At 69.7% G+C, this 12,628-nt stretch carries 9 protein-coding genes; 1 reads left to right on the forward strand and 8 read right to left on the reverse strand.

What is annotated here, in order from left to right; all coding sequences use genetic code 11:
- Nucleotides 1–82: 82 nt before the first annotated feature.
- From rpsI to ACWEIJ_RS02775, 8 genes are all read right to left on the reverse strand, one after another.
- A complete protein-coding gene (gene rpsI / locus ACWEIJ_RS02740; protein ID WP_449835469.1) occupies nucleotides 83–616 on the reverse strand; it encodes a 30S ribosomal protein S9 in 534 nt (177 codons plus the stop codon).
- Between the two features lie 26 nt (nucleotides 617–642).
- The gene (gene rplM, locus ACWEIJ_RS02745) at nucleotides 643–1,086 is read right to left on the reverse strand and encodes a 50S ribosomal protein L13 (RefSeq protein WP_030472013.1); all 444 of its coding nucleotides are present in this window, start codon (nucleotides 1,084–1,086) and stop codon (nucleotides 643–645) included.
- Nucleotides 1,087–1,343: 257 nt separating this feature from the next.
- Nucleotides 1,344–1,631 (reverse strand): WXG100 family type VII secretion target, encoded by a 288-nt coding sequence (locus ACWEIJ_RS02750; protein ID WP_449835470.1) that lies wholly within the window; start codon nucleotides 1,629–1,631, stop codon nucleotides 1,344–1,346.
- A 62-nt stretch (nucleotides 1,632–1,693) separates the two neighbouring features.
- Nucleotides 1,694–2,002 carry a WXG100 family type VII secretion target gene (locus tag ACWEIJ_RS02755; protein ID WP_449835471.1) on the reverse strand — a complete coding sequence of 103 codons (309 nt, stop codon included), beginning with the start codon at nucleotides 2,000–2,002 and terminating at the stop codon, nucleotides 1,694–1,696.
- 146 nt (nucleotides 2,003–2,148) lie between these two features.
- Nucleotides 2,149–2,517: a hypothetical protein gene (locus ACWEIJ_RS02760; RefSeq protein WP_449835472.1), complete on the reverse strand. Its 369-nt coding sequence runs from the start codon at nucleotides 2,515–2,517 to the stop codon at nucleotides 2,149–2,151.
- A 20-nt stretch (nucleotides 2,518–2,537) separates the two neighbouring features.
- A complete protein-coding gene (locus ACWEIJ_RS02765; protein WP_449835473.1) occupies nucleotides 2,538–4,343 on the reverse strand; it encodes a type VII secretion-associated protein in 1,806 nt (601 codons plus the stop codon).
- 73 nt (nucleotides 4,344–4,416) lie between these two features.
- On the reverse strand, nucleotides 4,417–7,092 hold the full coding sequence (locus ACWEIJ_RS02770) for a BTAD domain-containing putative transcriptional regulator (protein ID WP_449835474.1): 2,676 nt from the start codon (nucleotides 7,090–7,092) through the stop codon (nucleotides 4,417–4,419).
- Nucleotides 7,089–9,746 (reverse strand): BTAD domain-containing putative transcriptional regulator, encoded by a 2,658-nt coding sequence (locus tag ACWEIJ_RS02775; RefSeq protein ID WP_449835475.1) that lies wholly within the window; start codon nucleotides 9,744–9,746, stop codon nucleotides 7,089–7,091. The genes ACWEIJ_RS02770 and ACWEIJ_RS02775 overlap by 4 nt, the downstream gene beginning before the upstream one ends.
- A 150-nt stretch (nucleotides 9,747–9,896) precedes the next feature.
- On the opposite strand from ACWEIJ_RS02775, the gene ACWEIJ_RS02780 reads away from it, so the two are divergent.
- Nucleotides 9,897–12,626 carry a BTAD domain-containing putative transcriptional regulator gene (locus ACWEIJ_RS02780; protein ID WP_449835476.1) on the forward strand — a complete coding sequence of 910 codons (2,730 nt, stop codon included), beginning with the start codon at nucleotides 9,897–9,899 and terminating at the stop codon, nucleotides 12,624–12,626.
- Nucleotides 12,627–12,628 lie beyond the last annotated feature (2 nt).

Genomic DNA, 12,628 nt, shown 5'->3' on the forward strand with positions numbered 1-12,628 from the left:
GCGGGAAAGGACCCGGAAAACACTGCGGGAGCAGCAGTTCGAGGTGAACTGCTGCTCCCGCAGGTACAGCTGTGGAGCTTGATTAACGCTTGGAGTACTGAGGCGCCTTGCGGGCCTTCTTCAGACCGTACTTCTTGCGCTCCTTGACCCTCGGGTCACGGGTGAGGAAGCCGGCCTTCTTGAGCGCCGGGCGGTCCTCGGAGTCGACGGCGATCAGCGCACGCGCGATGGCGAGGCGCAGCGCACCGGCCTGGCCGGTGATGCCGCCGCCACGCAGGTTGGCGATGACGTCGAAGGTCTCGGGCTTCTCGGTGGTGACGAGCGGCTCCTTGATGAGCTGCTGGTGCACCTTGTTCGGGAAGTAGTCCTCGAGGGCCTTGCCGTTGAGGGTGAACTTGCCGGTGCCGGGCACGAGGCGGACGCGGACGACGGCCTCCTTGCGGCGGCCGACGGTCTGCGCGAGGTGCGCGGCGCCGTTCAGCGAGGGCGCGACCACCGGCGCGGAGGTCTCCACGACCTCAGCCTCAGCGGCCTCGGCCTCGGGAGCCTCGACGACCTCGGCCTCGACCTCGACGGCCTCGACGGCGTCAGGGGTCTCGTTCTCAGGGGTGGTCACAGGAACTTCCTCGGTGTACTCGTCGCTCACTGGGCGATCTTCTTGATCTCGAAGGCCTGCGGCTGCTGGGCCGCGTGCGGGTGGTTCGGTCCGCTGTAGACCTTCAGCTTGTTCGCGATCTGACGGCCCAGGCGGTTCTTGGGCAGCATGCCCTTGATCGCCTTCTCCACCAGGCGGTCCGGACGCGTGTCCAGAACCTCGCCGAAGGACTGCTTGCGCAGACCACCGGGGAAGCCGGAGTGGCGGTACTGGAACTCCTGGTCCCGCTTCGAGCCGGTCAGGGCGACCTTGTCAGCGTTGATGATGACCACGAAGTCACCGGTGTCAACGTGAGGGGCGTAGGTCGGCTTGTGCTTGCCGCGCAGCAGCGTCGCGGCCTGGGTGGCGAGCCGGCCGAGCACCACGTCCTGGGCGTCGATCACGTGCCAGGTGCGGGTCACCTCACCGGGCTTCGGGCTGTACGTGCGCACGGATCTACCTCGTCGTCACTTGCGTCTGGGGTCACTGCGGCGGTTGCCCCAGACCGATCTTGGACGTGCCAAGCGGTGGTTCCGAGACAGGCGCGGCACACACGGGCGCCAGCTACCGCACAACAACGTAAGAAGATACCGGATGGGTGGTGCGGGGACCAAAACGGCCCCCTGTGAGCTGCCACCCCCGGACGTACGCGAGCCCCGGACCACGTGGTTCCGGGGCTCGCGAGGGTCTAGCGGCAGTGCGGCGGGTTCTAGCCCCAGCGCTGCGTGTTCTGCTGCTCGGCGTTGCGGTAGGCCTCGGCGGCCTGCTGCACGGCGGTACCGATGGCGGCGAGCACGGCCTGCAGGTCGCCCGCGGCCTGCGCCCACTTGGCCTGCGAGGCCTGGTACGCGCCCTGCGCGGAGCCTTCCCACGCCGCCAGGGTCTTGTCGACCTGCGCCTTGAGGTCGTCCAGCTGCTGCTGAACCTGCGAGGCGCCGCTGCTGATCTGCGAGCCGGCGCTCTCGATCTCGGCGAAAGTGGCCTTGATTCCGTCCATGATCAATCTCCCCTGGAAGTAGCTAAAGCTTGAAGGTGTGAAGCGTTGACGACGAGGTCAGGTCAGGCGAGACGGCCGGCGATGCCGCCGAGCGCACCCTTCTGCTCTTCCTCGTTGCGCTTGTAGACGTCCGAAGAGCTCGAGATCTGCGAGCAGATCTCCATCAGCGCCTCCTGCACCTTGTTCGCGTCGTCCTGGAAGCGCTCGATCAGCTTCTGGAAGGCCGTCGCAGCCTCACCCGACCAGGCGCTCGCAACACCGTCGGCGGCATTGCGAATTCCACGAAGCGTGCCCTGCGTCTGGTCGTTGACCTCGGAGATGTGCTTCGCCAGAGCGTCCAGGTCTGAAGGCGTAAGAGAGAAACTGGTCACGGGAGAGCCCCCTTGTCTAGAACTTCAGGCCGTACTTCTTGGTTGGTACGCCTCTTCCGACGAGGACCCTGCCACGTCGGTTCCACCCTGTCGCGACTTCTTTCGAAGTAGTTGCGCTAGTAAACGGTTCCGGGTGAAACCAGGTGTCAGTAAAGGATTCGCGACTGCGAAAAGTCCTCGTCATCGTCACTCACACGGGGAAGCTGACCACTCGGACCGGCGACGGCGACCGAACCGAGAGTGGCCGGCGGCTGCGTCTCAACTGGAGCCGGCACGGCCGCATCCGGCACCTCCACGACGGGCAGTCCGCGGTCTGCGCGGAACCCGGCGGCCGCCTCCCGCACGTCCGCCGAGGTGGCCCGAGCACCGGGTTCGCGGGTCTGCCTGGCCAGGTCACGAGTGCGTTCCCGCAGCTTGGCGTTGCGTTCACCGATCTCACCGGCGGCACGGCGGGCACGCGTGACGGCGGCTCCCACGTCGGCGCGGAACCGGCCAAGGGCCTCGGTGGCGGACATCGGCAACTCCCCTGACGTTGCTACTGCGGCTTGATGACCAGTGAGCGGACGATCTGCTCGCACGCGCTGCGGACCTGCGTCTTGCCCGCCTCGGTGGCCTGGCAACCCACGCTCACCTGAGCCTTGCGGGCGAACTGGATGTACCAGTCGACTGCGGAGCCGTTCACTTCTTCGCGATAGTGAACAACAACCTTGCCCGCGAATGTGGTCGCATCAGCAAATCCGGAGACCTTGCCCCCGTCACCCGCCCGCTTGTCGTATTGGTCCTTCAGTTCTTTGAGCGCGCGAGGGCGATCCACGTCACTGTCGTAGACAAGTGTTTGCTCCTGCACAGCAATGCGATCGACCGGTGAATCCGGGCCGGCGGTTTTGCGGTCAATCGGTTGCAAAAGCACCTGGCGGTCCTGCGGCGCGCCGCCCGTCTGCTCCCAGCCGTCCGGCCGGGTGAAGCTGTAGTCGTACACGGCGATCTGGTTCGCCGGCGGGTTCGGCTGCTGCGGCTTCTCGCGGTTCAGCCAGAGGTAACCACCGACCCCGGCCGCGGCGAGCACCACCACGACGCCGATCGCGACGAACAGGGGCGTCTTGCTCTTCTTCGGCGGCGGCGGGGGTGCGGGGAAGGTGGAGGGGAACTGCGCGACCGGTGGCGGCGTGATCCGGCGGGTGATCTTGCGGGTGGTGTCGTCGGTCACCCGGAGGTTGTGGGTGACCTCACCCGGACCGCCCTGCGGCTTCTGCGGCGCGACGCCGCCGGTCCGTTCCGGATCGAGGCTGACCGCCCGCAGCGCGCCACGGGCCACGACGGTCTCCGGTTGGTCGATGCTCGTCGGCACCACACGCGTGTGTTCGTGGACCAGCCGCGCGACCAGCGGAATCCGGCTCGACCCGCCGACCAGGAACACCCCGGCCAGCTGCTGGGGAGCGAGACCCGCGTCCCGCACGGCCGCACCCACCAGCGCGGCCGCCCGGCTCAGCGGCGCGGTGATCAGCTGCTCCAGGTCGGACCGGGTGACGTGCGCGTCGGGGAACGGCGGCGGCATCGGCACGTCGGTGTAGGCGTGCCGGGACAGCGTCTCCTTGGCGCCCCGGACGTCCTGCCGCAGCACCCGCCGCTTGCGCCGGTCGGCCATCTCACGGCCCTCGACGAGCTGCCGCCACGCCTCGGGGTCCTTGGCCGAGACCAGCCCGCCGACGTGTTCGAGCAACGCCTGGTCGACGTCCGCGCCACCGAAACTCGGGTCGCCCTTGGCCGAGAGCACCCGGAAGCTCTTGCCAGTGCGCGCCACCACACTCGCGTCGACAGTTCCGCCGCCGAGGTCGAGCACGGCGAGCGCGGCACCGTCCGGAACGGAATGGCTCGCGGAGTGGAAGACGGCGGCCGCGACGGGCTCCGGCACGAGCACCAGCTCACGACCGAGCCCGCGCGCGGCCTGAAGCAGCACGCGGGTGCGGACACTGCCCCAGTCAGCCGGGTGCGTCAGCACGAGCAGGTCGACCGGCGCCCCGCCACCGACCCGGCGCGCTTCTCCGACCGCACGGGTCAGCACCGCGCGCACGACGTCCACCACCGGCAGCACAGTGCTGCCCAGCAGCAACTCCCCCTCGTCGACGCGGCGCTTCGGGTGCGGCTCGTACCGGGCGGGGTCGACCGCGGCCTGGCGTTCGGCCTCCTGACCCACGAACAACGTGCCGTCGGCGGCGACGAACACGGCGGACGGCACCAGCGGCTGGCCGTCGAACACGACGACCTGCGGCTCCCGGCCGTGGGCCGAGACGGCGACACAGGTGCTCGACGTGCCGAAGTCGACCGCGACGTGCAGGCTCATGCACCTTCCCCTCTTCCGCGCACATGCTTACCCGATGCGGCACGGCCGGACGACACGGATGGCAAACCTCGGCTCACTCCGGTCCGGGTCCGAGCACCAGCGCGAGCTTCGCCTCCAGCCCCGCCGCGCGATCGTTGCCCACCGCCTTGGCCAGCTCCAGCGCCTGCTCCCAAGCCCTCACCGCGTCGTCGTGCCGCCCCAGCCGGAACAGCACCGGCGCCAGGTCCTCGTCGAGCGTCACGATCTGCCCGCGCACGTCCGAGAACCTGCGCATCCCTTCGAGGCAGCGCTCGAACAGCGTGGCCGCATCGTCGAGCCGATCCATCACCGACAGGGCAGCACCGATCAGCGCGTCCGCTCGTGCCGCCAGGTACTCGTCGCCGGCCGTGCGGATCGCCGACCGCGCCCGCTCACCTTCCTCGAGTGCCTCATGACAGCGACGGAGGTCGGTGAGCGTTCCGACGATGTTCAGCCGCGTGATGCATTCCTGGTTCGCCACACCGGCTTCGACCACGAGCGCAAGACTGCGGCGCTGGCAGTCGAGCGACTCCTCCAGCAGCCCGATGCGCTGATAGGCGTTGCCCATGTTGCTCAGCGCGGACGCCTCGGCAATGCGGTCTCCCGCCGCGCGCACGAGTGGAAGCCCGGCCGCGAAACCGCGCAAGGCGTCCTCGTACCGCTTGACGTCGACGTACAGCGACGCGAGCTTCACGTTGATCAACCCGCGCTCACGCGGAAGGCCCAGATCTCGCACCCGCTCGAACAGCGTGACGAGCTCCCGGCTGCGACGTCCCTCGATGCTGTCGTGTGTGTTCAGATAGATCGGAATCAGCTGGGCGAGCAGGTGCCAGCCGCGATCGACGGCCGCGTACATCGTCGCCGCGAGGTTGTCCCACTCGTTGCGACACCACGCGAGTGCGTCGAACCGGGTGTTGAACTCGTGCGGGACAACACCTGTTGTGATCTCGGCCGGCTCGAACGAATGCTTGACCCCGTGCCGTGCCACGGTGTTCTTGAGGGTGTGGACGTACCACTCGGTCAACCGCAGCGCGGCCGCCTCGTCGTCGCCGCACAGCTCGGCGGCGTAGTCGCGCAGCAGGTCGTGGAGGTCGTACCGGCCCGGTGAACGGGTCTGCACGAGGTGATCGGCCACGAGCCGTTCCAGCAACCGACGGGCCTGCGCCACGGTCACCCCGGCCAGCGCGGCCGCGGCACCGACGTCGAGGTCGGTTCCCGGGTGGACGGACAGCAGGCGGAACATCCGCGCCGGCTCCGGATCCAGCGATCGGTACGACCACGAGAACACCGCGCGCACATCGACGTCGTCGTAGTCGGTCAGCGCGTCGAGCCGCTCGGTGCGCAGCTCGGCGGCGAAAGCGTGCAGCGGGGTGTCCGGGAACCTCGCCACCCGCTCGGCGAAAACTCGCAGGGCGAGGGGAAGCCCGGCGCAGCACTCGACGATCTCGCGGACGGGCTCGGGTTCCGCGTCGAGCCGTGCGGCGCCCAGCACCACCGTGAGCAGTGCGTGGGCGTCGTCGTTGTCCAGTTGCCGCAACGCGACGCTCGTCGCACCGTGCCGCACCACGAGCGGGCGCAGCTGGTTGCGACTCGTGACGATCACCCGCACGGTGGCCGTGCCGGGCAGCAGCGGCAGCACCTGCCGGCTGGTCGCGGCGTTGTCCAGCATCAGCAGCATGCGGCGTCCGGCCAGCTCGGTCCGCAGCAACGCGTACCGCGCCTCCTCACTGGCCGGCACGTCCTTCACGCCCAGTCCCAGCAGCAGGAGCTCCGCGGCCTGACTTGGGCCGACCGGCTGCGCCTCCCGGTCGAAGCCCCTCAGGTTCAGGTAGAGGTCACCGTCCGGGAAGTCGTGCCGCACCGAGTGGGACCACTGCAGCGCAAGGGCTGTCTTGCCGACGCCTCCCGCGCCGTGCACGACCGTGATCCCGTTCTCCTCGCCCAGCACCGAGAGCTCTTCGTCGCGGCCGACGAAATCGGGCACACCGGCCGGCAGCTGCCGTGGCACCGCACGGCGATCCACGTGGGAGACGTCCGCGCGGAGGATCTGCTGGTGCAGGTCGCGCAACGCCGGGCTCGGGTCGACGCCCAGCTCGTCGGCGAGCCGCTCCCTGATCTCCTGGTACGCGATGAGCGACTCGGCCTGTCGGCCGGAGCGGTGGAGCGCCAGCATCAGCTGCTGCCAGAACGTCTCCCTCAGCGGATGCTCGTCGACCAGGGATCTGAGCTCCGCCACCAGCCCGGAAGCGTGGCCCCGGTTCAGGTCCGCGTCGATCCTGCGTTCCAGGACGACGAGGCGTTCGTCGACCAGCGGCGGCACGTCGTCGCGGTGCAGTGCGTCGGACCTGACGTTGCCGAGCACCGGGCCGCGCCACAACGCGACGGCCGCGGCGAAGTCGCCGGAGCCCGCCAGCGCGCGGAACCGCAGCAGGTCCAGCTCGTCCTGACCGATGTCCGCCAGATAACCACCACTGGCCGTGCGCACGCAGTTGGCGGCGCCGAGCGACTGCCGCAACCTGGTGACGACCATCTGCAACGTCTTGTGGGCCCGGTCAGCCGTGCGTGGTTCGCCGTCCCACAACCGGTCGACCAGTTCGTCGACGGACACGAACTGGTTGGGGCGCAACAGCAGGGTGGCGAGCAACACCTGGCTCCGTCCGGCCGGGACCGAGACCGGCTCGCCGTCGAGCAGCACCTCAAGGGGCCCGAGGACGCGGAACTCGACGCTCATCGCAGGGCCTGCAGCCGTGCGGCCAGCCCGTCCGCGCGGCGGTCCTTCACCGCGCGCCAGATGTCGAGGGCGCGCTGCCACTCCACCGCGGCCTCTGCAGGCCGCTCCAGCCCGATCAACGCCTCACCGATCAGCACCAGCCCGTCGGCGACCCCCTCGGTGTCACCGACCCGTCTCATCACGTCCACGACCGCGCGCAGCTCCGGCTCGGCCTCGCCGTACCGGCCCAGGCCGACGAGCGCCTCGGCGCGGAAGCCGCGGATCCTGGTGACGAGGTACTCGTCACCGATTCGCGCGGCGAGGGCCGTCGCCCGGTCGATCTCCCGCAGCGCGTCCTCCCACCGCTTGTCGTGGATGAACCGGCTGGCGAAGTTGGCGTGCGCCACGAGCTGCATGTAGGCGTCGTCGATCTCGATCGCGATGGCGAGGGACTCGCGGAGGACGGCGTCCGCTTCTTCGCGCCGCCCGAGCTTGCTGTAGAGCTTGGAGAGGTTGGCCAGAGCTCCCGCCACCGAGATCCGCTCGCCCTCCGCTCGCAGCAGCGGCAGTCCGACGTCGTAACAGTGCAACGCGTCCTCGTGGCGTCCGACGAACTCGTAAAGCCCGCCCAGCTTGGTGTGGAGGATGCCCTGCTCGCTCACCGAACCGAAGCCGCGCACCGCCTCGAAGAGGTCGACCGCGCTGTGCCAGTGGGTGTTGTCGACGACGAGGTAGCTGTGCAGGTGAATCGAGATCACCAGGGCGTGGCGCCGCCATCCCCGTGCGATGGCCGCGAACGCGATCGCCTTGAGGCCGGCCCACTCCTGGCGGCGCCACCTGAGCGCTTCCGACCACGACGAGAAGTCCTGCGGCACCACGCCGGACGTCACGGCGGACGCGCGCACGATGATCCGCGCCGGGTCGCGGGACGTGGCGTTCTCCAGCGTGTGGACGTACCACTCGGTCAACCGCAGCGCCGCTTCCTCGTCGTCGCCGCACAGCTCGGCCGAGTACGCCCGCAGCAGGTCGTGCAGGTCGTACCGGCCGGGCGTCCGCGACTGCACCAGGTGATCGGCGACCAGGCGTTCCAGCAGACGGCGGGCCTGGGCGACGGTGACGCCGGCGAGCGCGGCCACCGCGCTGACGTCGAAGTCCGCGCCCGGATGCACCGACAGCAGGCGGAACATCCGCGCCGACTCCTCGTCGAGCGCGCGGTAGGACCACGAGAACACCGCGCGCACGTCCACGTCGTCGAAGTCGGTCAGGGCGTCGAGCCTGGCGCTTTCCAGCTCTGTCACGAACTCCCGCAGCGACACGCCGGGAAACCGGGAGACGCGTTCCGCGAAGACCCGCAACGCCAGCGGCAGACCGGTGCACCGCTCGGCGATCTCGCGCGCGGCCTCCGGTTCGGCGTCGAGCCGCTCGGCACCGAGCACGGCGGCGAGCAGCGTGCGTGCCGCCTCGAAGTCCAGCTGACGCAGGCTGAACGCGGTGGCGTCGTGCTGCGACACGAGCCCGCGCAGCTGGTTGCGGCTGGTGATCACCACCCGCACGCCGGCGGCTCCCGGCAACAGCGGCAGCACCTGGCGTTGCGAGGCGGCGTTGTCGAGGACCATCAGCACGCGCCGGTCGACGAGTGTGGTGCGCAGCAACGCGAACCGCGCGTCCGCACCGGCGGGGATGTCCTGCACACCCAGGCCGACCAGCAGCGACTCCGCCGCGGTCGCGGGGTCGATCGGTTGCGCCTCGGGGTCGAACCCGCGCAGGTTCACGTACAGGTCGCCGTCCGGGAACCGGTCCCGCACCTGGCGTGCCCACTGCAGCACCAGGGCGGTCTTGCCGACGCCGCCGACGCCGTGCACGACCGTCACACCGCGCGCCTTGTCGAGCAACCGGAGTTCCTCGTCCCGGCCGACGAAGTTGCGCACGCCGGCCGGCAGCTGGCGCGGCACCTGCCGCCCGCTGACCGACACCTCCGCGCGGAGGATCTGCTGGTGCAGCTCCTGCAGCGGCCTGCCGGGATCGACGCCCAGCTCGTCCGCGAGCTTCTCCCGCACCTTCTGGTAGGCCGACAGCGCCTCGGCCTGCTGGCCGGCGCGGTACAGGGCGAGCATCAGGTGCCGCCAGAACGACTCGCGCAACGGGTGGTCGGCGACCAGCGACTTCAGCTCGGCCACGAGCTCACGGCCGAGGCCGCGGTCGAGGTCGGCCTCGATGCGCAGTTCCAGCGCGTCGAGCCGTTCGTCGGCCAGCCCGGCCACGTCGTGGCGGTGCAAGGCGTCGGACTGGACGTTGCAGAGCACCGAGCCGCGCCACAACGCCGACGCCGCACCGAGGTCACCCGAGCCCACCAGCGCGCGGAACCGCAGCAGGTCGAGCTGGTCCGGTTCCACGACGGCCAGGTAGCCGCCGGGGCGGGTGTGCACGCAGTTGGCAGCGCCCAGGGCCTTCCGCAGCCGGAGCACCGTCATCTGCAGCGTCTTGTGGGCCCGGTCGGCGGTCGGCGGTTCGCCGTCCCACAGCCGCTCGACCAGCTCGTCGACCGGCACGAGCTGGTTGGCGCGCAACAACAGCGTCGCCAGCAACGCCCGGCCCCGACCGGCCGGCACCTCGACCGGTTCTCCGTCGAGCAGCACCTCGAGGGGCCCGAGCACGCGGAACTCGACGCTCACCATCCCCCTTCCACCTGGCCAACGAGTGTGGCAGCCGCTGACAAGTCTGCCGAAGCCGTGACGGGATCAAGAACGCCGGAGGATGACGGCGCGCCGTCTCAAGGCCTGCTACATCGCCGCCACGCTGGGTCGGAGGTGTCATAGGCTCGCCGCGTGCAGGGGACGGAGTACCGCGTGCTCGGGCCGCTGGAAGTGCTCTTCGACGGCAAGCCCGTGCCTTTGCCCAGCGGCAAGGGCCGGGTGCTGCTGGCCACCTTGCTCCTGCGCGCCAATCAGTTCGTGTCCACCGACGAGCTAGTGACACGGCTGTGGGACGACTCGCACATATCAACCGATCGGGTGGCGAAGACGCTGCAGATGACCGTCACCCGGCTCAGACAGGCACTCGGGCCCGCGAACTGCGTCACCACCAGCAGCAACGGTTACCTCGCCGAGGTCGACAACCTCGATCTCCTGCGGTTCCGCTCGCTGGCGGCCACCGATCCGCACAGCGCGCTGGCCCTGTGGCGCGGCCCGGCACTGCAGAACGTCGTCTCGGACGCCCTGCACCGGGAGGAGGTGCCCGTTCTCGCCGAGGAACGGCTCGTGGTGCTGGAGCGACGCATCGAGCAGGATCTCGACGACGGGCACGCGGCCGACCTCGTGCCCGAGTTGAGGGCGCTGACCGCGGAGCACCCGCTGCGCGAACGCTTCTGGGCGCAGCTGATGATCGCGCTCTACCGCTCGCACCAGCAGGCTGCGGCGCTCGAAGCGTATCGGCAGGTCAGCAGCCTCCTCGCGGACGAGCTGGGGATCGATCCCGGCAGCCTGCTGCAGGAGGTGCACCAGTCGATCCTGCGAGCCGAGCCGACGGGCGGCTCCACCCGGCCGGACACCGCGGTGCCCAGGCAGCTGCCTCCCGACCTGGCCCGGTTCACGGGCCGAACCGACGACCTCGCCGCGCTCGACCGGCTGCTGCCGTCCGACCAGGCCGGACAGGCCGTGGTCATCTCCGCGATCGCGGGTTCGGCGGGCGTCGGGAAGACCGCGCTCGCCGTGCACTGGGCGCATCGGGTGCGCGACAGGTTCCCGGACGGGCAGCTCGCGGTGAACCTGCGCGGCTACGACCGTGAGGATCCGGTCACCCCTCACGACGCGCTCGGCCAGCTGCTGCGCGGACTCGGCCGGTCCTCGAAGGACATTCCCAACGAGACCACCCAGCGCATCGGTGAGTACCGGTCGCTGCTCGCCGACCGCCGCGTTCTGGTGCTCCTCGACAACGCTCGGACAGCCGACCAGGTGCGGCCGCTGCTGCCCGCGGGCGGCCGGTCGGTCGTGGTGATCACCAGCCGCTCCGACCTCCGCGGCCTGGTCGCGTTGAACGACGCGAAGGTGCTGAAGCTCGGCGTGCTGCCGCTGAACGAGGCGATCCAGCTGCTGGAGAACGTGATCGGCACCGACCGCGCACGGGCCGAGGCCGAGGCCACCGCGGAGCTCGCCAGGTTGTGCGCCTGCCTACCGCTGGCGTTGCGCATCGCCGCGTCGTTGCTCGCGAGCGAACCTCATCTCCGGGTGCGAGATCTCGTGGACCAGCTCGACACCGAGAACCGGCTGGCCGAGCTGGAGATCGGCGACGACGAGGACGCAGCGGTCAGGGCCGCGTTCGACCTCTCCTACACGGCTCTCGCCCCGGAGGAACAACGGATGTTCCGGATGATCGGGCTGGCCCCGCGGGCGGACCTCACTCCGCAGTCCGCCGGGGCACTGCTGGGTGTGCCGAGCGGACGTGCGTTGAAGCTGCTGCGAGTGCTGGCACGAGCCCATCTCGTCGAAGAGCACGCGCCCCAGCGGTTCTCGCAACACGATCTGCTCAGACTGCACGCGCGGGAATGCGTGGCAGCCCAGGAGCCCTCCGCTGAGCAGCGTGCCGCCGTGGTGAGGTTCCTCGACCACCACCTCCACTCGGTGGACAGCGCCGACCGCGTGATCCGCAGGAGCCGGATGGAACTGCCGCTGACCGACCGCGAGGACGTGGTCGAACTCGTCGGGTTCCGCGACAAGGGCGACGCGATGTCCTGGTTCAGGACCTGGCACGACATGCTCCTGGAGCTCTGCGAGTTCGCGCTGGCGCACGGGCACCTGGAGCACGCGTGGCAGATCCCGAGCGGGATGTGGGGCTACCTCATCGCGGATGGCAGCACCGAGGACTTCCTGCGCCTCAACACGATCGCGCTCGATGCGGCACGACAGCTCGGCAATCGGTACGCAGAGGCGTCAGCGCTGCACACGCTGGGATACGCACACCGGAACACGGGCAACTTGGAGGAGTCGCTCCGCCTCCTGCACGAGGCACTGCGGCTGCGCAGGGACATCGGTCACACGCAGGGAATGGCCAGCACATCCGGCACGCTGGCCGGCACCTATCGCGCGATGGGGCGCTACGACGAGGCGCTGCACCACGACCGCCAGCACGTCGAATATCGCAGGATCATCGACGACGGCTTCGGACTCGGCACCGCGTTGAACTCCCTCGCCTGGACCCTGGTCGTCATGGGCGACTACGAGGAGGGCGCGAGAATCGCGGACGAGGCCGCCGACGTGTTCGCCGCTCTGGGCGTCACGGACGAGGTGATGCAGGACACCAGGGCGAAGGCGAAGTACGGCATGGGAGACCTGGACGGTGCGGTCCGCGTGTACCGCGAGATCTTCGCCAAGTCGCTCGATCACGTCAGCAGCGCGGCTCGTGTCGAGATCCTCCTCAACGGTGCGGAGGTGCTCGGTGTCGCAGGTGACAGGCCGGCCGCGTTGAGGTGTGCACGCGAGGCGTTGTCCGTCACCGAACACACGAAGCTCAAAGGTGCGGACAAGATCCGCGAGCTGGTGCGAGAACTCGAAGGCGGCTGACC

Source organism: Lentzea sp. NPDC004789 (assembly GCF_053601075.1).